This window comes from Variovorax sp. Varisp41, assembly GCF_047325085.1.
Taxonomy (GTDB): Bacteria; Pseudomonadota; Gammaproteobacteria; order Burkholderiales; family Burkholderiaceae_C; genus Variovorax.
The window spans coordinates 6,610,682-6,636,828 of record NZ_CP168540.1; the positions used below are offsets into that span (position 1 = coordinate 6,610,682).

The 26,147-nt window shown below is 70.5% G+C and carries 25 protein-coding genes; 8 read left to right on the forward strand and 17 right to left on the reverse strand.

Annotated features, from left to right (window positions below):
• Positions 1 to 19: 19 nt before the first annotated feature.
• From ACEN9J_RS30645 to ACEN9J_RS30675, 7 genes are all read right to left on the reverse strand, one after another.
• The gene (locus ACEN9J_RS30645) at positions 20 to 961 is read right to left on the reverse strand and encodes a 3-keto-5-aminohexanoate cleavage protein (RefSeq protein ID WP_208509043.1); all 942 of its coding nucleotides are present in this window, start codon (positions 959 to 961) and stop codon (positions 20 to 22) included.
• Positions 962 to 999: 38 nt separating this feature from the next.
• Entirely contained in the window at positions 1,000 to 1,719 is a 720-nt protein-coding gene (locus ACEN9J_RS30650; protein WP_057594876.1) for an ABC transporter ATP-binding protein, read from the reverse strand.
• The gene (locus ACEN9J_RS30655) at positions 1,716 to 2,471 is read right to left on the reverse strand and encodes an ABC transporter ATP-binding protein (protein ID WP_413762894.1); all 756 of its coding nucleotides are present in this window, start codon (positions 2,469 to 2,471) and stop codon (positions 1,716 to 1,718) included. Before ACEN9J_RS30655 ends, ACEN9J_RS30650 begins: the two co-directional genes overlap by 4 nt.
• Positions 2,468 to 3,760: a branched-chain amino acid ABC transporter permease gene (locus tag ACEN9J_RS30660; protein WP_413762895.1), complete on the reverse strand. Its 1,293-nt coding sequence runs from the start codon at positions 3,758 to 3,760 to the stop codon at positions 2,468 to 2,470. Before ACEN9J_RS30660 ends, ACEN9J_RS30655 begins: the two co-directional genes overlap by 4 nt.
• A 17-nt stretch (positions 3,761 to 3,777) precedes the next feature.
• Positions 3,778 to 4,719, reverse strand: coding sequence for a branched-chain amino acid ABC transporter permease (locus ACEN9J_RS30665; RefSeq protein WP_208509039.1), 942 nt, complete (start codon positions 4,717 to 4,719; stop codon positions 3,778 to 3,780).
• Between the two features lie 115 nt (positions 4,720 to 4,834).
• Entirely contained in the window at positions 4,835 to 6,100 is a 1,266-nt protein-coding gene (locus ACEN9J_RS30670; protein ID WP_413762896.1) for a branched-chain amino acid ABC transporter substrate-binding protein, read from the reverse strand.
• A gap of 49 nt (positions 6,101 to 6,149) precedes the next feature.
• Positions 6,150 to 6,941, reverse strand: a complete 792-nt coding sequence (locus ACEN9J_RS30675) for an SDR family oxidoreductase (protein ID WP_261212518.1) — start codon at positions 6,939 to 6,941, stop codon at positions 6,150 to 6,152.
• Positions 6,942 to 7,158: 217 nt separating this feature from the next.
• On the opposite strand from ACEN9J_RS30675, the gene ACEN9J_RS30680 reads away from it, so the two are divergent.
• Positions 7,159 to 9,183, forward strand: a complete 2,025-nt coding sequence (locus tag ACEN9J_RS30680) for a helix-turn-helix domain-containing protein (protein WP_413762897.1) — start codon at positions 7,159 to 7,161, stop codon at positions 9,181 to 9,183.
• A gap of 14 nt (positions 9,184 to 9,197) precedes the next feature.
• Here ACEN9J_RS30680 and ACEN9J_RS30685 read toward each other — a convergent pair whose 3' ends face one another.
• From ACEN9J_RS30685 to ACEN9J_RS30695, 3 genes are read right to left on the reverse strand one after another with little or no spacing between them, the layout of a single operon-like run.
• Entirely contained in the window at positions 9,198 to 10,526 is a 1,329-nt protein-coding gene (locus ACEN9J_RS30685) for a sulfatase (RefSeq protein WP_413762898.1), read from the reverse strand.
• 31 nt (positions 10,527 to 10,557) lie between these two features.
• Positions 10,558 to 11,544, reverse strand: coding sequence for a Bug family tripartite tricarboxylate transporter substrate binding protein (locus tag ACEN9J_RS30690; protein ID WP_413762899.1), 987 nt, complete (start codon positions 11,542 to 11,544; stop codon positions 10,558 to 10,560).
• A gap of 37 nt (positions 11,545 to 11,581) precedes the next feature.
• Positions 11,582 to 12,589: a Bug family tripartite tricarboxylate transporter substrate binding protein gene (locus ACEN9J_RS30695; RefSeq protein WP_261212524.1), complete on the reverse strand. Its 1,008-nt coding sequence runs from the start codon at positions 12,587 to 12,589 to the stop codon at positions 11,582 to 11,584.
• Between the two features lie 143 nt (positions 12,590 to 12,732).
• On the opposite strand from ACEN9J_RS30695, the gene ACEN9J_RS30700 reads away from it, so the two are divergent.
• The gene (locus tag ACEN9J_RS30700; RefSeq protein WP_413762900.1) at positions 12,733 to 13,281 is read left to right on the forward strand and encodes a MarR family winged helix-turn-helix transcriptional regulator; all 549 of its coding nucleotides are present in this window, start codon (positions 12,733 to 12,735) and stop codon (positions 13,279 to 13,281) included.
• Here the strand turns inward: ACEN9J_RS30700 and ACEN9J_RS30705 are convergent.
• On the reverse strand, positions 13,253 to 14,257 hold the full coding sequence (locus ACEN9J_RS30705) for a Bug family tripartite tricarboxylate transporter substrate binding protein (RefSeq protein ID WP_057594866.1): 1,005 nt from the start codon (positions 14,255 to 14,257) through the stop codon (positions 13,253 to 13,255). The genes ACEN9J_RS30700 and ACEN9J_RS30705 overlap by 29 nt on opposite strands.
• A 136-nt stretch (positions 14,258 to 14,393) precedes the next feature.
• Between ACEN9J_RS30705 and ACEN9J_RS30710 the strand changes: the two genes are divergently transcribed.
• From ACEN9J_RS30710 to ACEN9J_RS30720, 3 genes are read left to right on the forward strand one after another with little or no spacing between them, the layout of a single operon-like run.
• The gene (locus tag ACEN9J_RS30710; RefSeq protein WP_412179552.1) at positions 14,394 to 15,329 is read left to right on the forward strand and encodes a LysR substrate-binding domain-containing protein; all 936 of its coding nucleotides are present in this window, start codon (positions 14,394 to 14,396) and stop codon (positions 15,327 to 15,329) included.
• Positions 15,330 to 15,368: 39 nt separating this feature from the next.
• On the forward strand, positions 15,369 to 16,031 hold the full coding sequence (locus ACEN9J_RS30715; protein WP_413762901.1) for a suppressor of fused domain protein: 663 nt from the start codon (positions 15,369 to 15,371) through the stop codon (positions 16,029 to 16,031).
• Positions 16,032 to 16,038: 7 nt separating this feature from the next.
• Complete coding sequence (locus ACEN9J_RS30720) at positions 16,039 to 17,241, forward strand: DUF418 domain-containing protein (RefSeq protein ID WP_413762902.1); 1,203 nt, start codon at positions 16,039 to 16,041, stop codon at positions 17,239 to 17,241.
• Here ACEN9J_RS30720 and ACEN9J_RS30725 read toward each other — a convergent pair.
• The 5 genes from ACEN9J_RS30725 to ACEN9J_RS30745 all read right to left on the reverse strand — a co-directional run bounded on the left by ACEN9J_RS30725 (position 17,238) and on the right by ACEN9J_RS30745 (position 23,028).
• The gene (locus ACEN9J_RS30725; RefSeq protein WP_261212531.1) at positions 17,238 to 18,110 is read right to left on the reverse strand and encodes a class I SAM-dependent methyltransferase; all 873 of its coding nucleotides are present in this window, start codon (positions 18,108 to 18,110) and stop codon (positions 17,238 to 17,240) included. The two genes, ACEN9J_RS30720 and ACEN9J_RS30725, sit on opposite strands and share 4 nt — an antisense overlap.
• Positions 18,111 to 18,189: 79 nt before the next feature.
• On the reverse strand, positions 18,190 to 18,582 hold the full coding sequence (locus ACEN9J_RS30730) for a YbaN family protein (RefSeq protein ID WP_203201969.1): 393 nt from the start codon (positions 18,580 to 18,582) through the stop codon (positions 18,190 to 18,192).
• 29 nt (positions 18,583 to 18,611) lie between these two features.
• Positions 18,612 to 19,694: a mechanosensitive ion channel family protein gene (locus tag ACEN9J_RS30735; protein ID WP_409976550.1), complete on the reverse strand. Its 1,083-nt coding sequence runs from the start codon at positions 19,692 to 19,694 to the stop codon at positions 18,612 to 18,614.
• Between the two features lie 5 nt (positions 19,695 to 19,699).
• Positions 19,700 to 21,976, reverse strand: a complete 2,277-nt coding sequence (locus ACEN9J_RS30740; RefSeq protein WP_413762903.1) for an FUSC family membrane protein — start codon at positions 21,974 to 21,976, stop codon at positions 19,700 to 19,702.
• Positions 21,976 to 23,028 (reverse strand): inositol monophosphatase family protein, encoded by a 1,053-nt coding sequence (locus ACEN9J_RS30745; RefSeq protein WP_057598651.1) that lies wholly within the window; start codon positions 23,026 to 23,028, stop codon positions 21,976 to 21,978. Before ACEN9J_RS30745 ends, ACEN9J_RS30740 begins: the two co-directional genes overlap by 1 nt.
• Before the next feature lie 193 nt (positions 23,029 to 23,221).
• On the opposite strand from ACEN9J_RS30745, the gene ACEN9J_RS30750 reads away from it, so the two are divergent.
• The 3 genes from ACEN9J_RS30750 to ACEN9J_RS30760 all read left to right on the forward strand — a co-directional run bounded on the left by ACEN9J_RS30750 (position 23,222) and on the right by ACEN9J_RS30760 (position 25,557).
• Positions 23,222 to 23,953 carry an RNA methyltransferase gene (locus ACEN9J_RS30750; protein ID WP_057594859.1) on the forward strand — a complete coding sequence of 244 codons (732 nt, stop codon included), beginning with the start codon at positions 23,222 to 23,224 and terminating at the stop codon, positions 23,951 to 23,953.
• An 82-nt stretch (positions 23,954 to 24,035) separates the two neighbouring features.
• Entirely contained in the window at positions 24,036 to 24,806 is a 771-nt protein-coding gene (gene cysE / locus ACEN9J_RS30755) for a serine O-acetyltransferase (RefSeq protein WP_057594858.1), read from the forward strand.
• A 1-nt stretch (position 24,807) separates the two neighbouring features.
• Positions 24,808 to 25,557, forward strand: a complete 750-nt coding sequence (locus ACEN9J_RS30760) for a DUF4303 domain-containing protein (protein ID WP_413762904.1) — start codon at positions 24,808 to 24,810, stop codon at positions 25,555 to 25,557.
• Between the two features lie 16 nt (positions 25,558 to 25,573).
• Here ACEN9J_RS30760 and cadR read toward each other — a convergent pair whose 3' ends face one another.
• Entirely contained in the window at positions 25,574 to 26,038 is a 465-nt protein-coding gene (gene cadR / locus ACEN9J_RS30765) for a Cd(II)/Pb(II)-responsive transcriptional regulator (protein ID WP_057594856.1), read from the reverse strand.
• Positions 26,039 to 26,147 lie beyond the last annotated feature (109 nt).

Below are 26,147 nucleotides of genomic sequence, written 5' to 3' on the forward strand. Positions count from 1 at the left end.
AAAAAAGGGGGAGCGGGGCTCAGAACGCGACCGCGTCCCGGCCCTTCAGGCCCAGCATCGCGCGCGCCTCGTCGGGGCTCGCGATCTCGAGCGAGAGCTCCTCGAGGATCCGGCGGATCTTGCGCACCTGCTCGGCGCAGGACTTCGCGAGCTGGCCCCGGGCGAGGTAGAGGCTGTCCTCGAGGCCCACGCGCACGTTGCCGCCCATCACGGCGCCCATGGTGAGCAGCGGCATCTGGTGGCGGCCCGCGCCGAGGATCGAGAAGCGGTAGCCGTCGCGGCCGAACAGACGGTCGGCCGTGGCGCGCATGGTCACGAGGTTCTCGGGATCGGGCCCGAGGCCGCCGAGGATGCCGTAGATGCTCTGGATGAACAGCGGACCCTTGACGAGGCCCTCGTCGACGAAGTGCGCGAGGTTGTAGAGATGGCCGACGTCGTAGCACTCGAACTCGAAGCGCGTGCCGCAGTCCTCGCCGAGCACCTGCAGGATGTGCTTGATGTCGCGGAAGGTGTTGCGAAAGATCAGGTCCTCCATGCCTTCGACGTAGGGCTGCTCCCAGTCGTGCTTCCATTCGGCGATGCGCCGCGCCGCCGTGTGGATCGAGAAGTTCATCGAGCCCATGTTGAGCGAGCACATCTCGGGCTTGGCCTGCAGCGGATAGGCCAGCCGCTCGGCCAGCGTCATGCGCGTGCTGCCGCCGGTGGTGATGTTGATGACCGCATCGGTGGCGGCCTTGATGCGCGGCACGAACTGGTCGAAGACCTTCGGGTCGGCCGAAGGCCGGCCATCGACGGGATCGCGCGCATGCAGGTGGAGGATCGCCGCGCCGGCCTCGGCGGCCTCTATCGCCTGCTCGGCGATCTGGTCGGGCGTGAGCGGCAGGTGCTCGGACATGCTCGGCGTATGGACCGAGCCGGTGACCGCGCAGGAGATGATGACCTTGTCTTGGGTGCTTGCCATGGGATGTGTGGAAGGGATGAAGGAGGGGTGGCGCCGCGTCAGACCGCGAGCCACTCCGAGACGAGTTGCTGGTCGGCCTTGAGCGCCTGCGGCGTGCCCTCGAACACGATGCGGCCGTGGCCCATCACGCAGACCCGGGTCGAGACCTTGAGCGCAATGGCGAGCTTCTGCTCGACCAGCACCACCGACAGCCCCTTGCGGTGCATGTCGACGATGCATTCGCCGACCTGCGCCACGATCCTGGGCGCCAGGCCCTCGGTGGGCTCGTCGATCAGCATCAGCAGCGGATTGCCCAGCAGCGAGCGGCACATGGTCAGCATCTGCTGCTCGCCGCCCGACATGCTGCCGGCCTTGGTGTTGCGGCGCTCCTTGAGGCGCGGGAAGTAGTCGAACATCTGCTCGACGGTCCAGCGGTGCGCGCCGGGCACGGCGCGCTGCTCGCCCATGCGCAGGTTCTCGTCGACCGTGAGGTTGGCGAACACCTCGCGCTCCTCGGGCACGTAGCCGATGCCGGCGCGGCACACGGCATAGGGCCGCGCGCCGGCCAGCTCGCGCTCGCGCAGCCGGATGCTGCCCGCGGAAGGCGGCACCAGGCCCATGATGGCCTTCATGGTGGTGGAGCGGCCCGAGCCGTTGCGCCCGAGCAGGCTGATGACCTCGTTGCGCCCCACGCGCAGGTCGACGCCGTGCAGCACGTGGCTCTTGCCGTAATGGACGTGGAGGTCCTCGACGCTCAGCAGCGTATCGGTCGTGCTCATGCCGCCACCTCCTCGCCGAGATAGGCCTCTTTCACGCTGGCATTGGCGCGGATCTCCTGCGGCGTGCCGGTGGCGATCACCTGGCCGTAGACCAGCACGCTGATGCGGTCGCTCAGCGAGAACACCACGTCCATGTCGTGCTCCACGATCATCAGCGCGCGGCCCTTCGTGACCTCGCGGATCAGTTCGGCCGTGTAGTGGGTTTCCTCGGTCGACATGCCGGCCATCGGCTCGTCGAGCAGGATCACCTTCGGGTCGGACGCCAGCGTCATCGCGATCTCGAGCGAGCGCTGTTCCGAATAGGCCATCTCGCCCGCGATCGTCGCGGCGCGCGCGTTCAGGCGCACGAGTTCGAGCAGCCGTTCGGTCTCCTCGCGGATGGCGCGGTCGCGGTCGATGAAGCGCCAGAAGACGTACTGCAGCCCATGGCGGCGCATGACCGCGAGGCGGATGTTCTCGAACACGGTGAGCCTGGGAAAGATGTTGGTGATCTGGAAGGAGCGCGCGAGCCCGAGCCGGTTGATGGCCTGCGGCGTGCGCCCGGCGATCGACTGGCCGTCGAACTGGATGCTGCCGGCCGTCGGCGCGAGCTGGCCCGAGATCAGGTGGAACAGCGTGGACTTGCCCGCGCCGTTGGGGCCGATCAGCGCATGGCGCTCGGCGCCCAGCAGGTCGAGGTCGACGCCGCGCATGATCTCGGTGGGGCCGAAGGACTTGCGCAGGCCGCGGATGCTCAGGATCGGGTCGTTCATGCGGCGCCTCCGGTGCGCTCGGCGAGGGGCGCGGCCTGCGCCGCGAGGGGAGCGTCGGCTTCGCGCTGGGCCAGGGTTCGCAGCCGTTGCCGTGCGAAGCGCGCGAGCAGCCCGCCGACCGCGAGCAGCGCGAGCGGCACGGCCCAGGTCGCGAACGACAGCGGCAGCCAGGCGCGGCCCAGGAACTGGATCGGCGGCCAGCCGCCACCCGGTTGCAGGTTGGCGAGCGAGCGGTAGTCCTGCGAGAAGGCGCGCTGCAGCATCTCGATCGCGAAGGCGCCACCGAAGCTCAGCAGCAGCGCCGCGCCGATAGCCAACGCCGCCACCGGCAGCAACCGGGCCAGGCCGAAGCGCTGGCGCAGCCGCGCGGTGGTGCCCACCAGCCCCGCGAGGCCGGCGGGCATGAACATCATCACCAGCACGAACAGGATGCCCTGGTAGAGCAGCCACGAGCGCGTGAGGTCCGACACGGCGTAGCCGAAGAAGGTCATGAGCGCGGCGCCCAGCGCCGGGCCCAGGAACACCTGCACGCCGCCGATGTAGGTGTTGAGCACCACCGCGGCCGACAGTGCGGGATCGAACACCACGTAGTTGGCCGATTCGTTCGACACCACCTGCAGCCCGCCCGCGATGCCCGAGAACATGGCCGAGACCGCGAACACCAGCACGCCGAGGCCGTGCACGTTGTAGCCCAGGAAGCGCAGCCGGTGGCTGTTCTCGCGCAGGCCGCAGGTCAGCCGGCCCAGCGGCGTGCGGGTGTAGAGGTACAGCAGCGCCAGCGACAGCAGCACCCAGCCCAGCGTGAGGTAGTAGACCTCGGTGGTCGTGCCGAAGCCGAAGCCCCAGGCCGGCATGCGCATGGTCGACACGCCGGCCTCGCCGCCGAACAGGCCCTTGAGGTGCGGCGCCAGCGAATGGATCAGCTCGGCGATGGCCAGCGTGATCATCGCGAAGTAGGTGCCGCTGCGCTGGGTGGCGAACCAGCCCGCGATGCCGCCGATGGCCAGGCCGCAGACCGCGCCGGCCAGCGGCATCAGCGGCGTGGGCAGCAGGCCGGCGCCGCCGAGCGCGTTCATCGCATGCACGGTGCCGAAGGCGCCGACGCCGAAGTAGGCCGCATGGCCGAAGGACAGCATGCCGGCCTGGCCGCACAGCAGGTTGTAGGCGCTCGCGAACAGCGCGGCGATCAGCATCTGGATGGCCGCGTTGAGCAGCCCCTGCGACAGCAGGAAGGGCAGGGCCAGCAGCAGCGCGACGCCGGCGGCGAGCAGGGAGAGGGTGGTCTTCATCGTCTCGGCCCTCCCGCTCAGTTCTTCTCGCCCATCAGCCCGCTCGGCCGCACCAGCAGGATCAAGAGCATCAGCGCGAACGGAATGGTGGCCGACAGGCTCGAGAGCTTGAGCGTCATCAGCCCGCCGACGCCGCGCGCCCAGTCGCCCGCGCCGACCAGCGCGAACAGGTCGGCCAGGCTGCGGTCGATGCCCACGGCCAGCGAGGTGATGACGCCGATCAGCAGCGAGGCCAGCATCGCGCCGCCCAGCGAGCCCAGGCCGCCGACCACCACCACCACGAACACCATCACGCCGAGCTCGAGCGCCATGTTGGGGTTGGTGGTGTAGAAGGCACCGGCCACCGCACCCGCCAGGCCCGCGAGGCCGGCACCGACGCCGAACACGCCCATGAACACCAGCGGCACGTTGTGGCCCAGCGCCTCGGCCATGCGCGGCTTGTAGATCGCCGAGCGCACCACGATGCCGACGCGGGTGCGCGTGAGCAGCAGGTAGATGGCCACGAACATCGCGATCGCGATGCCGCCCATCAGCAGGCGGTAGGCCGGGTACTGCGCGCCGCCGATGGCGAAGGCCGGCACGTCGAGCGTGGGCGGGATGCGGTAGTCGACCGGGAAGTTGCCGAAGAACAGCTTGATGGTCTCGGCGATGATGAACGACAGGCCGAAGGTCAGCAGCAGTTCGTGCGCATGGCCGTGGTGGTGCACGCGGCGCAGGAAGAAGCGCTCGACCACCACGCCGATGAGGCCGACCAGGATCGGCGCGGCGATGACCGCGGCCCAGAAGCCGATGGTGCCCTGCAGCGTGTAGGCGAAGTAGGCGCCGAGCATGTAGAACGAGGCATGCGCGAAATTGAGCACGCCCATCATTCCGAAGATGAGCGTGAGGCCGGCCGACACCATGAACAGCAGCAGTCCGTAGACGATGCCGTTCATGAGCGAGACGATGAGCTGGTCCATGGGTGTCCTTGCGAGCAGCCGAGGCTGCGCCGGCGGGACGCGCGCGTCCCGCCGGGGAGGGGATTCGGGGAACGGGGCCGCGCGGCGCGGCCCCGGGAGAGGAGCGCGCGGGCGCTCAGCCCGGGCGCTTCATCGCGCAGCTCGACTGCGCGGGCGTCGAGGCTTCCTCGGCCGTGAAGCGCTTCACCGGCTTGAAGCCCATGTCGGTGTCGTCGGCCTTGTAGCGCGCGTCCTTGGTCACGGTCGACACCACCATCGGCAGCAGCGCCTGGTGGTCTGCGGCGCGCATGCTCATCTCGCCCATCGGGGTCTTGATCTTCGCGGTCTCGATCGCGCGGGCCAGCGCGTTGACGTTGAGCGCGCCGTTCTCGGGCTTGGTGCGCTTGAGCGCATCGGCCACCATCGCCATGCCGAACACGGTCTGCGGCTCGATGAAGGCCGGCGCGTGGCCGGTCCTGGCCTTGTAGTCGGCCACGAAGCGCTCGCCCTCGGCACCGGCGGCCTCGGCGTTGAAGGTGTGGGCCACGAAATGGCCGACCGCGAGATCGCCCGCGTTCGCGATGTTGCCGGGCTGGTCGAGGAACACCGTGCCGAAGCGCACCTTGAGGCCGGCCGACTTCGAGGCCTTCATCAGCAGCAGCAGGTCGTTCGACCAGTTGCCGGTGAGCACCGAGTCGGCCTTGGCGGCGCTGATCTTCGCCACGTAGGGCGCGAAGTCCTGCACCTTGTTGACGTCGTGCAGGGTTTTCTCCACCACCTGGTAGCCGCCGGCCGATGCGTTGTCGACGATGGCGCGCTCCATGTCCTGGCCCCAGGAGTAGTTCTGGTTGATCGAATAGACGCGGGTGCCGAGCGCGTTGGCCTGCTTCATCGCGCTGACCAGCGCCTTGGTGCGGATCTGCGCGTCGCCGCTGAAACGGAAGTGGTGGAAGTTGCACTTCTCGCCCGTGAGCTCCAGCGCCTCGGCGCCCACGTTGATGTAGATCATCTCCTTGCCGGGATTGCGCAGGTTGTACTTGCGGATGTCCTCGGTGATCTGGCCGCCGATGGCCGAGGAGGCGCCCTGCACGATCAACTGCACGCCGTCGGCCGCGGCCGCCTTGAGCTTGTCGGCCGCGCCCGCAGGGCCGCCCTGGTTGTCGTACTCGAGCAGCTGCACCGGTTCGCCGTTCCAGCCGCCGGCCGCGTTGATTTGGTCGATGGCGAAGCGCACGGCCGTGCGGTAGGCCTGGCCCGAGGAGGCCTGCGGGCCCGACAGCGTCTCGAGCACGCCGATCTTCACGGGCGCGGCCGAGGCACCGGCCGACAGCAGCGCCAGCGAACAGGCCAGGGCCGACGCGGCGGCGTTGAACGAGAAGGGGAAGGGGGCGGATCTGCGCATTGATGTCTCCATGCTTCTTGAAAAAAAGGGGTGGGCCGCTCGTCGGCGTTCAGAGGTATTCCATGTTCCCGTCGACGCTGATCGCCTGGCCCGTGAGGTTGCGGGCCGCGGGCGAGCAGAGGAACAGCGCCATCGCCGCCACGTCGTCGAGCGTCACCATGCGGCGCAGCGAGATCTTCTGCAGGTACTCGGCGCGCATGGCCTCGACCGACACGCCCGCGGTGGCGGCGCGCGCGCCGATCACGCTGTTCATGCGCTCGCCCTCGACCGTGCCGGGCAGGATCGCGTTGACGCGCACGCCGTGCGGGCCGAGCTCGATGGCCAGCGACTTCATGAGGCCGACGATGGCCCACTTGGTCGATGCGTAGGGCGTGCGGAATGGATAGCCGAGCCGGCCCGCGACCGAGCTCATCGCGATCAGGCAGGGGTTGGCCTGCGAGCGCCTGAGCAGCGGGATCGCGCGCTGCGCGAAATAGAACTGGCTGTTGAGGTTGACCGCCACCGTGCGCTCCCAGTCGCCGCGCTGCAGGTCCTGCAGCGCGCCGGTGGGGCCCGCGATGCCGACGTTGTTGATCAGCACGTCGAGCCCGCCGAGCGCGCCCTCCACGTCGTCGAACACGCGCGCCACGTCCTCGGGCACCGAGGCGTCGGCCATGCTCGAGGTGATCTCGGGCGCCTCGCGCGCCATGCGGTCGAGCGCGAGGCGGTCGATGTCGCAGACATGCACGCGCGCGCCGGTCTCGCGAAAGGCCAGCGCGATGGCCGCGCCGATGCCGGACGCGCCCGCGCTGATCAGCACCCGCAGGCCAGGCGCGGGCCGCAGTGAATCGATGATGCTCATGGGTTCCTGTGGTGTCTCGTTGTGTCCATGCGGGCGCCATGGCGCTCTCGCTTCACGGTCAGTGTCTTGAAAGCATCGCTTCAAAACTATGTGCGTCGCGCACACTGGCGACCCCCTCCCGATGTGATGCGGTGCTCGCGATCGCCATCGCGGCGCCAGGGGAGAGGGATCGGACCCATGGGCATGGCCGCATCGTTCTGCTAGCCTTCGCGGCCCTATGTCATCCCTGTCCACCGAACGACCGCGCGCGGCGGGCTCCTCGCGCGATGCGAGCGAGCAGGCGGCCGACGAGATCGCCGCCGAACTCATCGGCCTGCTGCACCGGAATGCACCCGCGGAAGAATTCGCCGGCCGGCTCGCGGCCGTGGAAGCCCTGCCCGATGCATTGCGGCGCAAGTCCAGCCTGGTCGAGCTGGTGCGCATGGCGATGGCGTTGCGCAACCGGCTCGAGCTGCACGAGCAGCGCGAGCGCGGCATGCTCGCGGTGATCGAATCGGCGCAGGACCTCTCGGGCCGGCTCGACCTCACGGGCCTGCTCAAGACCATCGTGAAGCGCGCGCGCCACCTGATGGGCTCGCACCTGTGCTGGCTCACGGTCTACGACAGCGCGACCGGCGCGTTCCAGGTGGTGGTGGCCGACGGCGCTATCTCCGACCGCACCGGCCGCATGACCGTGGGACGCAACCTCGGCATCGCGGGCATCGTGATGACGACGCGGCTGCCCTTCTTCACGCCCGACTACCTGCACGACAACCGCTTCGCGCACGACCCCACGCTCGACGACATCTTTCGCGACGAGGGCGTGGCCGCGCTGGTGGGTGCGCCGCTGATGCGCGACGACGAGGTGATCGGCCTGCTGTTCGTGGCCGACCGCTACCACCGCACGCACACGGCGCTCAACGTGTCGATCCTCTGCACGCTGGCCGCGCATGCCGCGGTGGCGATCGAGAACGCCAAGGCCTTCGCCGAAGCGAAGGACGCGCTCGCGCATGCCGACCAGGCGCGTGGCGAACTCGAGCGGCACGTGCGCGACGTCCAGGGCGCGGCCGAGGCGCACGAGCAGCTGACCTCGCTGCTGGCCAAGGGCGCGTCGCTGGGCGCGCTGTGCGAATCGATCGCGCAGCTGCTCAACGGCGGCGTGCTGGTGCTCGACGAGGCCCACCAGGTCATCGGCCGCGCGCTGGCGCCGGGCTACGAGGGCACGGCCGCCGACGCCCACGCGCCGAACGACGAGCACAGCGCCGCGCTCGCGAAGGCACTGCGCGAGAGCCGGCAGGCCGGCCGTTCGGTGGTGGCCTACGAGCGCGACGGCGAGCTGTGCCGCGCCATCGCGGTGCTCGGCGGCAACGAGGTGCTCGGCGCCGTGCTGCTGTTCCGGCGCCAGGACCTGCGCGAGACCTCGCTGCGCACCTTCGAGCGCAGTTCCAGCATCATCGGCATCGTGCTGCTGTCACAGGAGCGCGTGGAGGCCGGCAAGAGCCGCGAGGTGGCGGCGCTGCTGCGCACCCTGATCTCGCCGCGCCAGGACGAGCCCGCGCTCACGCGCGACCGCGCCGAGCGCTTCGGCCTCGATCTCTCGCAGCCGATCTCGCTGATGGTGGTCGAGATGGCCGAGCCCCGGCCCGGCTTCTGGGCCCGGCGCCTGCGCGCCGGCACGCCGATGACCGAGCAGGTGTTCGACGAGGTCGACGGTGCCCTCGCCATCGTCTGCGCCGCGACCCGCGCGCAGGACGTGCTCGAGGCCGTCACCGCCTTCGCGCGGCGCGAGCTCGGCGATGCCTACCGCGGCGTGCTGTCGCGGCCCGTGCAGTCGCCGGCCGAGATGCCCGCGCTGTACGCCGCGCTGCGCCGCGCGCTGCCCGTGCTGGGGCGCCTGGGCATGCGCGGCGCCATCGTCGGGCAGAACGAGATGGCGCTCTATTCGGTGCTGTTCGAGACCCACGACCAGGGCAGTCTCAACACCTTCCTCGACGCCACCATCGGCGCGCTCACGAGCCACGACAGGAAGCGCGGCGCGGAACTCACGTCGACCCTGCTGGCCTACTTCGACTGCAACCAGAACGCGAAGACCACCGCGGCGCGCATGGGCATCCATGTGAACACCGTGCGTCAGCGGCTCGCGAGCGTCGAGGAACTGCTGGGGCATTGGGGCAGCGCGAGCCGGGCGCTGGAGATCCATGTGGCGCTGCGGTTGTGGAGCCTGGGGATGTCCAGCGCGCGGGGCGGCGCCGACGAGGCCTGAGTCTCGCGCGGCGCTCAGCGCTGCGGCATGTCCTTCACCGAATATCCCAGGCTCACCGTCGCATCCTCCGGAATCGGCGGCATGGTCGCGTTCCAGGCGAGCCAGTCCTCGCGCATCGCCGCGAGCCGTTCGGGCTCCTGCTTCGCGCGGTTGGCGCGCTCGCGCTCGTCCGCGGGGATGTTGAACAGGTACTCGTTGCCGTCGACCTTCAGGTACTTCCAGTCGCCGTCGCGCAGCGCCTGCTGGCCGCGGTGGTTCATGCGCCAGTGCAGCGGGCGGCGGAAGCCGTGCTTCGCGTCTTTCAGCACGGGCATCAGCGAGACGCCGTCGAGCGGATAGGCCGGATCGGCCTGCACGCCGGCCGCATCGAGCATGGTGGCCGACCAGTCCATGGTCAGGCAGTGCTGGGCGCTCTCGCCGCCGGGCGCGATGACGGCGGGCCAGTGGGCGATCCATGGCACGCGGATGCCGCCTTCGGTCAGGTCCATCTTGCCGCCGACCAGCGGCCAGTTGTCGGAGAAGCGCTCGCCGCCGTTGTCGCTGGTGAACACCACGAGCGTGTTGTCGGCCATGCCGTGCTTCTCGAGCGCGGCCATGATCCAGCCGATGCCCTCGTCCATGTGATGGATCATGCGGCGGTAGACGTGGATGTTGCCGCCCGCGAGGTCGAACAGGTTGTCCTTCACCAGCGGCGCCTTGTCTGCATCGTCGCGCGTTTCCCACGGCCAGTGCGGCGCGGTGTAGTGCAGGCTCAGGAAGAAGGGCTTGGCCTCTTGCGCAGGCTGCTGCGCCATGCGCTCGACGAAGTCGACGGCGCGCTTCGAGAGGATGTCGGTGAGGTAGCCCTCTTCCTGCCTGTCCTCTTCGCCGTACCAGAGGTCGTGGCGGCCGCTGGAGTCGCAGTGGGTGAAGTAGTCGACGCCGCCCGACATCGGGCCGAAGAACTCCTCGTAGCCCGAGCGCAGCGGACCGAAGCTCGGCGGATAGCCGAGGTGCCACTTGCCGATCAGCGCGGTGCGGTAGCCGCTGGCCTTGAGCAGCGAGGGCAGGGTGGGATGGTCGACCGGCAGGCCCAGCGTGCTGCTGCCGCGGCTCTTGCTGTTGATCGGCTCCTCGGCCGCGCCGCGCAGCCGGTACTGGTAGCGCGCCGTGATCATCGCGAAGCGCGTGGGCGAGCACACGGGCGAGTTCGCGTAGCCCTGCGTGAGCTTGAGGCCGTTGGCGGCGAGGCCGTCGAGCACCGGCGAAACCGGGCCGAAGACGGCGTCGCGGCCGCCGTAGCAGCCGAGGTCGGCATAGCCGAGGTCGTCGGCGACGATGAAGATGATGTTGGGTCTTGTCATGGTGTCGAGGGCCCGATGGGCCGGGAAAGGGTCAGGGCTGGTAGCCCGATTTCTGCACCACCGGGCCCCATTGCAGCCGGTAGGCCTTGAGCATCGCGGCGGTCTGCGCCTGGGTGCTGACCACCGGCGTCATCTTCGAGTCGGTGAACTTGCGCACCGTGTCGGGGTCCTGCATCACCTCGCGGATCGCGGTGGCGAGGCGCTCGACCTTCTCGCGCGGCATGGTGACGGGCGCGAAGAAGGTGTTCCAGCCGCTGGCCGCGAGGTCGAGGCCGGCTTCCTTGAAGGTGGGCACCGAGGGCGCGAAGGGCGAGCGCTTGGTGCCCGAGATCGCGAGGATGCGCAGCTTGCCGCCGTCGTGCTGCGGGATCACCACGTCCTCGGTGTCGACCGCGATCGGCACCTGGCCGCCGATCAGGTCGTTGAGCAGCGGCGCCGAGCCGCGGTAGCCGATGACCTGGGTCTGGACCTTGGCCTTCTCGCCGACCATGAGGCCGAAGAAGTGCGGCAGGCTGCCGGTGGCCGGCACGCCCACGTTGGCCTGCTGCGGGTTGGCGCGCATCCACGCCAGCAGGTGGTTGAGTTCGCGCACCGGCAGCGTGGGCGACACGGCGAGCGCGAAGTCGTAGTCGTTGACGTGCGACACCGGCACGAAGTCGCGTTCGGCGTCGTAGCCGTTGTCCTTGAAGACGAGCGGCGCCACCACCATCACGGCGGGGTTCGCGAGCATCAGCACGTTCTGGTTCGCGGGCGTGACCTTGACCTGCTGCGCCGCGAGACGGCCGCCCGCGCCGGGCTTGTTGTCGACGATGACCGGCACGCCGAGCTTGGACGCGAGCTTGTCGCCGACGATGCGCGCAACGCGGTCGGTGGCGCCGCCGGGCGCATAGCCGACGACGATGCGCAGCGGGCCGTCGAGCGGCTGTGCCGCGGCGCCGGTGGCGGCGAGCGCCGTCGCGAGGCCGGCGATGGCCATCAGGCCGGCGAGGCGGCGGGTGATCTTGTGTTTCGGGTGCATGGGTTCTTCCTCCTTTGCGTTTGATGGATGTAGGGGGTCAGTCGTTGGCCTGGAAATTCACGGCCTTCATGATGCCGGCCCAGCGTGCCGTGTCCTCGCGCATGGTCTTCACGAGCGCGTCGCCCGTGTCGGCCACCGGATACATGCCGTTCTGCAGCAGCATCTGGCGCACCTCGCGCTTGTTGACGGCGCGCGCGAACTCGGCGCGCAGTTTTTCGACCACCGGTTGCGGCGTCTTCAGCGGCGCGTAGTAGGCGAACCAGGCGGTGGCGACCACGTCCTTGTAGCCGGCCTCGACGAAGCTCGGCAGGTTGGGCATCAGCGGCGAGCGCTTCTCGCCGCTGGTGGCCAGCACCTTGACGCGGCCCGAGGGCAGCATCTGCTGCGCGCCGCCCACGGTGTCGAAATAGACCGGCACGGTGCCGCCCATCACGTCCTGCCGCGCGGGCGTGGAGCCGCGGTAGGGCACGTGCACCATCTTCAGGCCGGCCGCGCGGTTGAGCATCTCGCCGAGGAAGTGCGAGGGCGTGCCGGCGCCGTACGAGGCGAAGCTGACCTTGTCGCCCTGTGCCCTGGCCCAGGCGATGAACTCGGGCAGTGTGTTCGCGGGCACGTCCTTGTTGAGCACCAGCGCGAGCTCGAAGCGTGCCGCGTTGAGGATCGGCACGAAGTCCCTGATCGGGTCGTAGGAGAGGTTGCGGTAGGCGCTCGGGAACATGGTCATCATGCCGGCCGTGCCCAGCAGCAGCGTGTGGCCGTCGGGCGGCGCGGTCTTGACCGTGTCCACCGCGATGCGGCCGGCCGCGCCCGAGCGGTTGTCGACGATCAGCGGGCCGAGGCTGTCACGCACCTCGTGCGCGATGGCGCGCGTCAGCACGTCCTGCGTGCCGCCCGCGGGCACGCCGATCAGCACCTTGATCGGCTGGCCCGGCGCGAAGCCCTGGGCGCGCGACAGCGCGGGCGCGAGCGCGAGGCCGCCGAGCGCGGCGACCAGCCGGCGGCGGCCGGGGGCGGGCAGGTGGGAAGCGTGCGTGGGGGAAGGCATGGGGCGAAGTCTCCGAATGGCGCCGTTCTGGCGGGTCGTGTGCCCGCGGCTGCGGACGATTCTGGAGACGCTACAGTCGATTGATCAAATCAACCATTCCCCGGATTTACCCGCGCGAGATGCCCATGCCCGCCGAAGTGCCCGTGAAAGCGACCGCCCGCAAGCCGGCCAAGGCCACCGCGAGGACGGCCGTGGACGCCGGCGCGGCGCCCCGCCGCCCGCTCGACGACCTGCTGCTCTACCGCCTCTCGCGCCTGCTCGCGGTGGCCGGCAGCATGGTGATCCGCCTGTGCGAGGGCCGCTTCGGCATCACGCGCCGCGAATGGCGGCTGATCGCCACGCTCGCGAGCCGCGGCGAACTGGGCTCCTCGCAACTGGCCGAGCATGCGCAGCTCGACCGCGCGCGCACCTCGAAGGCCGTGGGTTCGCTGGTGGCCAAGAAGCTGGTCTCGCGCGTGGCGCGCGCGGGCGACCGGCGGCAGGTGCGGCTGGGGCTCACCGACAGCGGGCAGGCGCTCTACGACGAACTCTTTCCGCTCGTGACGGCGATCAATGCCGGGCTGATGGGCGCGCTCGATGCCGGCGAGGCCGAGCGCTTCGACGCCGCGCTGCACCGGCTGCAGGAGCGAGATCGGGGCGCGCAGCAGGTTCATTCACACCTTCTCAGTCCACCTTCATGCCTGTGGCTTTGACGATGCGGCCGTAGCGTTCGCGGTTGCCGTCGAGGTGCGCCGCGGCCGCGGCACCGGTCTCGCCGAGCGCCACCATGTCGAGCGAGGCGAGCCGCGCCTTCACCTCGGGCCGGCCCAGCGCCGCCTGCAGCGCGGTGCGCAAGGTCTGCATCACGGGCTCGGGCGTGGCGGCCGGCACCATCGCGAGATAGAGCACCTCGAACTCGAGGTCCTTCAGCCCGAGCTCGCCCACCGTGGGCACCTGTGGCAGCAGCGGCGAGCGCTGGCGCCCGGTGACGGCGAGCGCATGCAGCTTGCCGGCCTGCAGGTGCGGCAGCAGGCCCGGCGTGGCCAGGATGCCGGCCTGCACCTCGCCCGAGAGCAGCGCCAGCACGGCGGGCGCGTTGCCCTTGTAGGGCACGTGCGTGATCTTCGCGCCGGTGGCGTTGGCGAAGATCTCCGCGGCGATGTGGCCGGGACTGCCGTTGCCGGCCGAGCCGAAGGTGACCGACTCGCCCTTGGCCTGCGCGACGAACTCGGGCAGCGTCTTCGCCTTGACCGAGGCGGCCGTGCCGAAGGCCAGGCCCGAGGAGCTGAAGATCATCAGCGGCTTCAGGTCCTTCGCGGCGAAGGGCATCGTGGCGTAGAGCTGCGGATTGATGGTGAAGGTGCTGTCGATGCTCAGCAGCACGGTGTAGCCGTCGGCCGGGCTCTTGGCCACGAGGTCGGCGCCGATGTTGCCGCCCGCGCCGGGCCGGTTGTCGACGATGAAGGGTTGCTTCAGTTCCTTCTGCAGCACCTCGCCGAGCGCGCGCCCGAGGATGTCGAGCGGGCCGCCGGCCGGGAAGTTGGTGAGGAAGCGCACCGGCTTGGCCGGGTACGCGGCTTCGGTTTGCGCCAGGGCGGCGGCCGGGGTGCCGAGGCCCAGGACGAGCGCTGCGGCCATGCAGGCGCTGGCGAGCGCCAGGCGCCGGCCCTTCGGGATGCGGGGGGTCATGCGGGTGTTTCCTTGTCTCCGTGTCGGCGCACTCTAGGAGCGCCGCGCCGCGCGCACAACTGAAAGCTGTTCCACCAGATATTCCATATAGTTATATTGAAAACCTGTTGCGTCATTGAGAACCGCCATGTCAGCCATGAACTTTTCACGCTTGAAGCTGCGCCACCTGCAGTGCCTGGTGACCGTGGCGCAGGAGCGCAACCTGGTGCGCTCGGCCGAGGCCCTGTCGCTGACGCAGCCGGCGGTCTCCAAGACCATCGCCGAGCTCGAGGAGATCGTGGGGCGTCAGCTGCTGCTGCGGCGTCGCCGCGGCGTCGAGCTCACGCCCGCGGCCGAGGTGCTGGTGCGGCACGCGGTGTCGGCGCTGCGCGGACTGCGCGAGGGCATGGGCCTGGCCATGGACCAGCCCGATGCCGACCAGTTGCTGGTGGCCGTCGGCGCATTGCCGAACATGGTGCCCAACCTGCTGCCCGAGGCGGTCGCGCAGCTGAATGCCGCCCATCCCGCATTGCGCGTGCGGGTCATGAGCGGCACCAACTCGCAGCTGATGACGCAGCTGCGCCAGGGCGAGATCGACCTCGTGCTGGGGCGGCTGGCCCAGGCCTCGGCGATGGCCGATCTCGCCTTCGAGCAGTTCTACAGCGAGCCGCTGCTGCTGGTCGTGCGTCCCGGCCACCCGCTGGCCGCGCGGCGCCGGCCGCCGCTCGATGCGCTGGCCGGCCATCCGCTGGTGCTGCCGGTGTCGGGCACGCTGATCCGCCACACAGCCGATGCCTTCCTGATCGCGCGCGGCCTCGAACTGCCGCACCGGCTGGTGGAGGCGACCGACACCAGCTTCATCTTCGGGCTGCTGCAGCGCTCCGACGCCGTGTGGTTCGCGCCGCAAGGCGCGGTGGAGGGCTTCATCGCGCGCGGCGAATTGCGGCGCGTGGCGATCGACACCGCGAGCACCGAGGGGCCGGTGGGCATGACGGTGCGGCGCGGCGCCGAAACGGGCGAGGGTGCGCGGCTGCTGATCGAGGCGATCCGGCGGATCGTGGGCCGGCGCGTGGCCGCGGGGCCTGGTATCTAATCGGGTGCGACGCCACCCGCCGAACGAGGAGAGAGCGCGATGAGCTCGATGGAAGAAGTCTGGAAATACCGCGAGGAAGTCCTCTATCCGCAGCTCTTCGGCGAGAAGCGCAAGGGCATCTTCGTGCTGGGCCCCGACGATTTCTCGGCGCTGGGCGCGCAGGACATCGATCCGCGCTGGCTGCACCTGGGCGTGTTCGAGTTCGAGCCCACGCCGCTGCGCAACTCCTGGCTCTACGTGACCTCGGGCGGCTCGACGCCCTGGGAGGGCGAGCCCGCCGACTACGACCCCGAGGACTACTCGTGGATCGGCTCCGAGCTCGTGCTCGAGGTGCCGTCGCAGGCCGGCGAGACCTGGCCCATCAAGCTGCTCCAGAAGCTGCTGGCCTACAACGTGCTGCTCGCGCACGGCCGCTTCGGCGAGGACAAGCCGCCGCTGGACTACGGCGACCGCATCCCGCTGGGCGGGCCGATCGGGCAGAAGGCCGCCTCGGTGCTGCGCCATGTGGTGCTGGCGCAGCCGAAGCACTATCCGGCGACAGCGCAGCTCGACTCGGGCAAGTTCGATTTCCTGCATGTGGTGGGCATCTCCGACACCGAGCGCGACTGGGCCAAGGCGCGCAGTTCCGAGGACCTGCTGCGCCTGCTCGAGGTGCACGGCCATTGCCCGGTGACCGATCCCCGACGCGCGCCGGTGGTCTGAGCGCCGCATGGGAGGAGCCAGCGAGGCCGAAGCGCCGCAGCGCCAGACCACGGTCGATGCGCTGCGCGGCTTCGCGCTGCTGGGCATCCTGGTGGTCAACATCGCGACCTTCGCCTCGACCTACTACGGCACGGGGCTGCCCGATCCGCTCGCGAATCCGCTGCCCGAGCGGCTCGCGGTGTTCGTGCGCACCTTCGTCTTCGAGACCAAGTTCTATCTGCTGTTCTCGTTCCTGTTCGGCTACAGCTTCCTGCTGCAGAAGGAGGCCGCGCAGCGCGCGGGCCGCGCCTTCGCGCCGCGCATGGCGCGAAGGCTGCTGGGGCTGTGGCTGCTGGGCGTGGCGCATGCGGTGCTGCTCTATCAGGGCGACATCCTCACGACCTATGGCGTGATCGGCCTGGTGCTGCTGTTGCTGCACCGGCGCGGCGACCGCTTGCTGCTGGGCGCCGGAATCGCGCTGGTGCTGGGCACCGCGCTGCTGTGGGCCGCCTTCAGCGCGCTGCTGTCGTTCGCGCTGGGCGGCGGATCGATGGACCTGCGCAGTGCCTACGCGGAAGCCGCCTCGGCGCTGGCGGCCTACCGCGGCACGCCGATGACGGTGATCGTGCAGCACCTGCGCGAGCTGTCGCAGATCTGGTGGCTCACGGCGCTGGTGCAGGCACCGACGGCGCTCGCGATGTTCTTCGCGGGCTTCGTCGCGGGGCGGCATGCGCTGCTGGCCGATACCGGCGCGCGGCTGCCGCTGTTCCGGCGCCTGCTGGCCTGGGGGCTGGCGGTGGGACTGCCGGGCGCGGCCTTCTATGCCCAGTCGGCGCTGCGCGTCGATGGCGCGGTGCGCGATTTCCTCGGGCTCTCGGTCACGCTGCTCACGGCACCGTTCCTGAGCGCCGCCTATGCCTGCGCGCTGGTGTTGCTGTTCCGCACGCCGCGCGGCCGCGTGCTCGAAAGCTGGCTCGCGCCCGCGGGGCGCATGGCGCTGTCGAACTACCTGCTGCAGTCGGCGGTCTGCGCCTGGCTGTTCCTGGCCTATGGGCTGCGCTGGATCGGCGCGACGCCGCCGCTCGCGGCGATGGGGATCGCCTTCGCGATCTTCGGCTGCCAGCTGCCGCTGAGCCGCTGGTGGATGGGGCGCTTCGCCTACGGGCCGGTCGAGTGGCTGCTGCGGGCGTTCACGAATCTCGCGCTGCCGTCGATGCGCAAGGGCGCCTAGGACCCCTGGACGCTTGCGACCAGCAGGTCTTCCGCGCCATCGGGCGGACGCAGGCCATCGCTTCGATCCGCGAAGTAGCGCCCGCTCAGGTCGGCGGCCGAGACATGCGTCGCTTCGGCAAAGCCCGCGTCGCGTGCGAGCGCCACGGCTTCTTGCGGCGCGAAGAAGCTCACGAAGGGCGTGCCGCTGGCGCGCGCGCCCTTGACCGCCATCTCGAGCCCGGGACGCACGGCGGGGTCGGCCATCTCGAGCGGCAGCAGGAAGCTCATCGCGAAGCGCGTGCCCGGCGCGAACGACGCGACCTCGCGCAAGGTGGCCTGGTTGGCCTCGCGGCTCAGGTACATGCTGACGCCGGTCGAGACCACGATGGCGGGCCGCTTGGCATCGAAGCCGGCGGCCGCGAGCCCGTCGCGCCACGAGGCGCCTGCCTCGAAGTCGACCGGCACGAAGCGCAGCCCCTCGGGCAGCCCGAAGCCCAGTTCCCGCAGGCGCCGGTGCTTCCAGGCCTGTGGGCCGGGTCGGTCGATCTCGTAGATGCGCAGGTGCGACGCGAGCTCGGGGCGGCGTTGCGCGAAGCTGTCGAGGCCGGCGCCGAGGATCACGTACTGGTCGGTGCCGAGGGCTGCGTGTTCCGCGACCAGGTCCTCGATGAAGCGGGCGCGCGCCACGATCGACGCGCGGAAGGGGCGGGTGAAGTCCGGGTCCATGTCGCCACGCTCGCGCCAGCCGGGCGGCGGGTCCAGCAAGCGCAGGCCGATCCGATCGTCGAGCACATGCGGCGGCGCGTCGGCCTCCACATGCAGCGCACGCCAGAGCGCGACGCGCGCGGCGGTGCTGTCGGGGGCGGCGTCGATGTCTTCGGTCTTCATGTCGTTCTTCCTTTCTGGCCGACGCTGGCGAGTCGGATGGCGTAGGGCGGGATAACGGGGAAACGCGGAGGGGCGCGGTTCAGGGCGGTGGCAGCGGCCGCGACCACAGCCAGGCCAGCACCACCGCCATGCAGCCGATCGCGAGCACCGCGGTCCAGGCCCGGTGCGCGGTGTACGAGACGATCACGGCGCACAGCGCCATGGTGACGGTGGCGCTCCACTTGGCGCGCCGGCTCACGGTGCGGCCGTGGGCCCAGTTGTGCAGCAGCGGCCCGAAGATGCGGTGGCCGAGCAGCCAGGCATGCAGCCGCGGCGAGCTGCGCGCCGCGGCCCAGGCGGCCAGCAGGATGAAGACGGTGGTCGGCATGCCCGGCACCACCACGCCGATGAGGCCGAGCACCAGGCACAGCACGGCGAAGGCATAGAACAGGGCGCGTACCAGCGGGCCTCGGGGTTCGGGATCGGGCTTCAACGCGGCACGCTCGGAATGGAAGGCGCGGCTCAGGCCACGGCCTGCGGCTGCAGCGGGCCGGGCTCGCGCTCGGCCGGGTGGTCGTTGCCCACGCGCACCTTCGGCAGGTGCTGCGGGTACTCACGCTGCATGAAATCGATCAGCCCCTCGCGCACGTTGCAGCGCAGGTCGAAGGCCATGCCCGAGGTGGCGGCGGTGCACAGCACGCGGATCTGCATGGTGCGCTCGGTGGCATCGGTCACGCGAAGGTTGAAGAAGCGGCCGTCCCATTCGGGCGAGGCCTTCACGATGCGCTCGACCTCGGCGCGCAGCGGCGCCAGCGGCATGCCGTAGTCGGCATAGACGAACACCGAGCCGAGGATCTGCGAGGAGTGGCGGGTCCAGTTCTGGAACGGCTTCTCGATGAAGTAGGTCAGCGGCAGGATCAGCCGGCGCTCGTCCCAGATCTTGAGCACGACGAAGGTGCCGGTGATCTCCTCGACGCGGCCCCATTCGCCCTCGACCACGAGCACGTCGTCGATGCGGATCGGCTGCGCGAGCGCGAGCTGCAGGCCGGCGATGAGGTTGCTGAACACCGGCTTGGCCGCGAGGCCGGCCACGATGCCGATCACGCCGGCCGAGGCCAGCAGGCTGGCGCCGACCTGGCGCGCGCCCGGGAAGGTCATGAGCATCATGGCGCCGCCGGCGATCACCACCACGGTCATGGCGGTGCGCGCGAGCACGCGGGTCTGGGTGAGCACGCGGCGCGCCTGCAGGTTGTCGGCAATGTCCGACGGATGCTGCGCGAGCACGCCGTCGGCGAAGCCGCCGATAGCCTTGAGCGCGAGCCAGGTGGTGGCCGCGATCAGCAGCAGGCCGTTGAGGTGGCGCACGCTCGCGATGTAGCGCAGGTCCTCGGGCGTGGCCTGCCACACCATCTGCAGCGCGATCAGCGGCAGCACCACGCGCGCGGGGGCATGGCAGGCCACCACCAGGGCGTGGATGGCGGGCGCGGGGCGCGTGATGCGCTTGAGCACCATGCCGCCGATGCGGTGGACGACGAGGGCGACGGGAACGGCGATGACGGCAGCCAGCCAGGTGCCGAACCAGGGATGGGAGAGGATGGATTGCATCAGGGTCATGCCGATGCGAGTCCCGAAGCTTCCTGTTCGTTCAATGCTTGAAGAATTCGGGCCGCATCGTCTCGCAATTGGGTCGACAGCGCGGTCGCCAGGTCGAGCCGGCGCAGCAGCCAGGGGCTGATGTCGTTGTCGAAGGGATCGGGCAGCGGAATCGGGCCGCCGACGGCGGTGGAGGCCGTGCTCTCGGGCTGCGTGGGGCCCGAGGTGGGCACCGCGCCGATCGCGGCCTCGATGCGCTGCGTGGTGCGCGCGAGCGGCCCCTCGACCTCGCCGGGCGTGAGGCGGTCGCGCCGCAGCACCAGCATCGACTTGACCGCGCTGAGCTGCGCCAGCAGCTGGTAGCTGTGGGCCTGCAGGTGCTCGAGCGGCTCGACCGGCGGCTGCACCGCGCGCGGTTCGGACAGCGAACGCTGCGTGGCCTGCACCAGCGCCGAGAGGCTGTCGAAGGCCTCGCGGCGCGCGAGCCGCCATTCGAGCTCGGGGCTGCTGTCGACGGTCTGCAGCTGGCCCAGGCCCAGCGCGAGCCGCGCATGGCGTGCCTGCGCGGTCAGCACGCGCGCCACCAGCGCCGGGATCTGGCCGCGCTCCCACGAGGGCAGCACGTAGCAGAAGGCCCAGGCGAGCGCGGCGCCGATCAGCGTGTCGGCGATGCGCTCGAACAGCGCGAACAGCGGCGCCGCGCCGGTGTTGAGCATGTGGGCCTGCAGCAGGCCCAGCACGGTGGCGGCCACCGCGGTGATCAGGTAGCGCCGCACCGCGAAGCTGTGGGCGATGGCCTGCGCGATGGTGAGCACGGCCAGCAGCCCGAGCGCCGAGAGATGGGCCGACAGCAGGCCGACCGCGAGCACGCAGCCCAGCAGGGTGCCGGCCACGCGGTGGTTGCGCCGCTCGAGCGTCTGCGAGAGGCTGCCGCGCAGCACCACCACGATGGTCAGCAGGATCCAGTAGTCGTGCGAGCCCCAGGGCATCGACACCGCGACCGCGTAGCCGGCCGCGATCGCGAGCGCGGCGCGGATCGCGTGGCGCAGCGGTGGCGCGTCCCAGCGCCACAGGGTGAAGAAGGGGCGCCACGACCAGTCGGTGGGGCTCACGAACATCTGCCAGTTGGCGCGCACCACGGCGAGGTTGGGCTCGGCGTCGCCGCGCGCCATGGCCGACAGGCGCAGCACCTCGTCGTTGATGTGGCCGATGCGGCTCGCGAGGCCGCGCGCGAGCATGGCGGCGTTGGGGCCGGGCAGCACCGGATGCGGATGGCCGGCCGAATCCTCGCCATCGACGTGGATCGCGGCGAGGCGCGGCCGGCGGTCGGCCACGAGGTGCGGATGGCGGCCCATGAGCAGCGCGTCGGCCAGCGCGATCGTGTCCTCGGCCAGTTCCTCGAGCACGCAGCGCATCTCGACCAGCGCATCGGCGTGTGCGGGATGGGTCTTGAGCGCGTCGAGATCGAGCTCGCTCGCGAGCAGCTGGTCGCGCATCTCGAGCACGATCACCAGCATCGCGGCCAGCCGCTGGCGGCGCGGCGTGCGCGGCGACTCGAGCACGATGTCGCGCGTGGCCTGCAGCTGGTCGGCCAGCGCGGCCTGCTCGCGCAGCAGGCGGCCCAGCATCGGCGCGGGGGTCTCGCGCACGTCGCCGGTCTCGTCCTTGGGCGTGAACTGGCTGGCCTCGGTGCGCATCAGCGCGGCCAGCGAATACAGCACGTCGGCCACCGACTGCACGCGAAAGCGCGTGTTGAGGATCAGGTTGGCGAGCACCGACCACAGCACGTACAGCCCGGCGCCGAGGCCGAAGTGCCAGGTGCGCTCGATGGCTTCGGCCATGCCGTGCGGCGTGGGCGTGGCCATCGAGAAGATCATCGAGAACATCACGGCGATCGCGATCGGGATGCCGCGCTTGCCCCAGGCCATGGCCAGGAAGGCGAAAAAGGTGGCCGGCACCAGCAGCAGGCCGAGCCGGATCGGCGCGGCGTGCAGCATCTGCACGGCGAAGAACAGCGGCAGCCCGATCAGCGGCGCAGGCAGCATCTGCCAGAACTTGCCGCGGCGCGGGCCCGGCAGGTCGGGCGGCGCGGTGACGATGACGCCGACCGCGGCCGAGGATGCCGCGACGGTGCCGAGCCAGAAATGCACGCCGCCCGAGATGAACAGCAGGCCGAGCGCGACCGTGAGGCCGCTGGCGACGTAGTGGCTCAGCGCGATGCGCAGCGCGGCGCGCAGGCGCTGCTGCAGCACCGAGGCCTGGGTCTCGCCGCCGATGGCGCGGGCCCCTGCCATCACTTGGCGGAAGCGTCGCCCTCGAACGGGCCGGTGGCGGCGGGGGCGTCGCGGCGGATGCGGGTGAGCTTGCGCTTGGCCGGGGCAGCGGCGGCGGCGGCGGGCGCCTCGGCGTCTTCCGCGGGGCCCATCTCGGTCACGGTGCTGCGCGCGTAGATGTCGGCCGAGCCCTCGGCCTGCGGCTTGCTCGCGGCGGCGATCGCGCGCACGCGGTCGCTGGCGCGCAGCTTGTCGTCGACGCTCGCGAACTTCGAGTACTTGGCCAGCAGCGGCACGAGCTGGCCGTAGATGCGCGGCGCGCCGGCCAGGCATTCGCGCTGGTCGATGAAGTCGGGCTCGCCCGTGAAGTTGCCGATCAGGCCGCCGGCCTCGGTCACCAGCAGCGAGCCGGCCGCCACGTCCCAGGGGTTGAGGCCGGTCTCGAAGAAGGCATCGGTGTAGCCGGCGGCCACGTAGGCGAGGTCGAGCGCGGCGGCGCCGGGGCGGCGCAGGCCGGCCATGCGCGGCATCAGGTCGGCCATGATGGCCAGGTACTGCTTGAAGTTGTCGCCGGTGCGGAACGGGAAGCCGGTGGCCACCAGCGACTCGGACAGCCGGGTGCGCTTGGAGACGCGGATGCGGCGGTCGTTGACGTAGGCGCCGCGGCCCTTGGTGGCGGTGAACAGGTCGTTGCGCGTGGGGTCGTAGACCACGGCCTGCTCGATCTTGCCGCGCACCGACAGCGCGATCGACACGCAGTAGAACGGAAAGCCGTGGATGAAGTTGGTGGTGCCGTCGAGCGGATCGATGATCCAGACGTAGTCGGAATCCTTGGCACCGTGCTCGGAGCCCGATTCCTCGGCCAGGATGCCGTGCCCCGGGTACGCCGTGAGAAGCGTTTCGATGATGGCCTGCTCGCTCGCGTGGTCGATCTCGGTGACGAAATCGTTCACATGCTTCTGGGAGATGCGCACGGCCTCGACGTCGAGCGCGGCGCGGTTGATGATGGCGCCGGCGGCGCGAGCGGCCTTCACGGCCACGTTGAGCATGGGATGCAGGTTGGGGGACGACATTCTGAATTGTGAGCGTGAGCGGAACGCCTGCGCGGGCCCGGCAAAGGCCCGGGCGGCCACGGCTGTCGTTCCTGACTGACTGGAAGAACTGGGGGGTGGGTCCCTGAAGGACCCGGAAACCGGCCCGGCGATGCGGGCGGCGAGAATCGGGGGATTTTACCGGCTCGGCCGCTCCCTGTCTCCCCACCCCTCCATGCGCACCCGTTTCATCCTGATCCAGACCAGCCACGCCGGCAACGTGGGCGCCGCCGCCCGCGCCATGAAGACCATGGGTTTCGGCGAACTCGTGCTGGTCGCGCCGCGCTGGGCCAACGTGCTGCGGCGCGAGGAAACCATCCAGCGCGCGAGCGGCGCGCTCGATGTGCTGGCCAATGCGCGCATCGTCGAGACGCTCGACGAGGCGCTCGACGGCGTGACCCACCTGTGCGCCACCGCGATGGTGCCGCGCGACTTCGGCCCGCCCACGCGCACCCCGCGCGAGCACCTGGGCCCGCTGGCCGCGCGGGGCGACGAGCACGTGGCCTTCCTGTTCGGCTCCGAGCGCTTCGGCATGCGCAACGAGGACGTCTACCGCTGCCACGTCGCGCTGAGCATTCCCACCGACCCGAACTTCGGCTCGCTCAACCTCGGCGCCGCGATCCAGGTGATCGCCTACGAATGGCGGCTCGCGCTCGGCGGCTTCGCGGCGCGCGACGCGGTCGCGCCGCCGCCGGCGGCCGATGCCCAGGCCGTGGCCGGCATGCTCGAGCATTGGGAGCGCTCGCTGGTGGAGGTGGGCTTCCTCGATCCCGAGGCGCCCAAGAAGCTGATGCCGCGGCTGCAGCAGCTGTTCAACCGGGCCCAGCCCACGGCCGAGGAGATCCACATCCTGCGCGGCATCGCCAAGGCGATGAGCGAGGCGGCGGCCGGCAAGATCCGGCGCTAAAACCCCATCGTCCGTACGCGATGAGGCCCGGCTATAGACTGCGCGGCCCCTATCGTCATAACCAAAACATACGAAGGCAGCGATGTTCTCTCGCCTGCGCGCCGACATCCGGTGCATCCTCGAACGCGACCCCGCCGCGCGCAGCGCCTGGGAGGTGCTCACGGTCTACCCGGGCCTGCATGCCGTGGTGCTGCATCGCTGGGCCCACGCCTGCTGGAACCATGGCTTCAAGTGGCCCGCGCGCTTCATCGCGCACATGGCGCGCTGGCTCACCGGCATCGAGATCCACCCGGCCGCCAAGATCGGCCGCGAGGTCTTCTTCGACCATGCCATGGGCGTGGTGATCGGCGAGACCGCCGAGGTCGGCGACGGCTGCACCATCTACCAGGGCGTGACCCTGGGCGGCACCTCGCTCTACAAGGGCACCAAGCGCCATCCGACGCTGGGCCGCAACGTGGTGGTGAGCGCCGGCGCCAAGGTGCTGGGCGGCTTCGTGGTGGGCGACGGCGCCAAGATCGGCAGCAACGCGGTGGTCATCAAGCCGGTGCCAGCGGGCGCGACCGCGGTCGGCATCCCGGCGCGCATCATTCCCTCGAAGGCCGGCGAGAGCGCCGACGTGACCGTGCCGCAGAAATTCACCGCCTACGGCATCACGCAGGACGACGATCCGCTGAGCCAGGCGCTGCGCGGCCTGATCGACAACGCCTCGAGCCAGGAGCACCAGATCGCGCTGCTGTGGCAGGCGATCGAGAAGCTCTCGGCCCATCCCGGCACCAGGGATTGCGTGCCCGGCGACGCGGCGCGCGACGAGTGCTTCGAGGCGGAGAAGCTCACGCAGCTGGTGGGGAAGTGACGTGAGCTGGGCGCTGTTCCATCGTTTCGAGGATGAGCGGCCCACCGACTTCCACGAGCTGCGGCAGTTCGGCAATTCGCTCTGGGCCGCGAGCGGCAAGGTGCAGACCTGGGGTCGCTCGAGCGTCGCCGAGTTCGCCAGCCCCCAGGCCGCGATGGAGGCCCTGGCGCAGCGCAGCCGCGAGATCGAGGCCCAGGGCTACGTGCGGGTGCGCCAAGGCATCCACGACCCGGCCCGCGTCGACTTCGTGCTGCTCACGACCGAGATCCGCGAGGGCGCCCGCCGCGCCTTCGAGGCCATTCGCGCGGCCGAGCCCGAGCGGACCTTCCGGCTTTTCGCGCTGGGCAGCGACGAGAGCGCGATGACGATCGTGCATGCCGCCAGCGACCTCGCCCTGGGCGAACCGGGCGAGATGGAGGACGAGAGCGAGATCTGGAGCTCCGGCGAGTGGTCCCACGACGATGGCGGCGAGTTCCTCGACATCGCCTACCGCATGATCCTGGCCTGCCACCGCGAGGACCTGCCCTGCGGCGTCGATTTCGACGTGCTGCACGACGGCCTCTTCGAGGCCTGCATCGCCGCGATGGCGCAGCTCGATGGCGAGGGATTCTTCGGCACCGGCGCCGCACGCGAGGAGGTGGTGCTGCTGTGCCAGGTCGAGGGCGGCGAGGACATGGAAGGCTCGGTCGCCCGCCTCAACACACCGCGCGTGGCGGGCCGGCTTCGGCGCTGGATCGAGCTCTGCGGATGAAGCCCGGGCCCGGCCGCTAGCGGCGCGCGGGCGCGTGCAGCGCGCCGTGCACGTGCCCCGCGTGCTGGCCGAAGCCCTCGGGCTCGAGCGCGGCCGCGTCGAGCTCCTGGATGATCCCGCAGGGCTGGGCCGCATCGGCGCCGCCGCATTGCCGGCGCAGCGCCTTCAGCTGCTTCTCGAGCGTGCGCAGCTCGGCGATGCGCGCCGCCACATGGCCGATGTGGTCGTCGAGCAGCTGGTTGACCTCGCCGCAGTCCTCCTGCGGCGCATCGCGGAATTTCAGCAGGCTGCGGATCTCGTCGAGCGTCATGTCGAGCGAGCGGCAGCGGCGCACGAAGCCCAGGCGCTGCGCATGGTCCTCGCCGTAGATGCGGTAGTTGCCCTCGGTGCGCGCGGGCGCGGGCAGCAGGCCTTCGCGCTCGTAGTAGCGGATGGTCTCGACGGGCGTGTTCGCGGCCTTGGCCAGGTCACCGATTTTCATGATGCGGCAGATGGAAGGCTGGCGAGGAGGGCGGGCCGGGTGGGCCGGCGAAGCCCCGCCAGCGGGTGGGGGCACTGCGTTTGACTCTACACCTGCTTCAGGGTTTTCA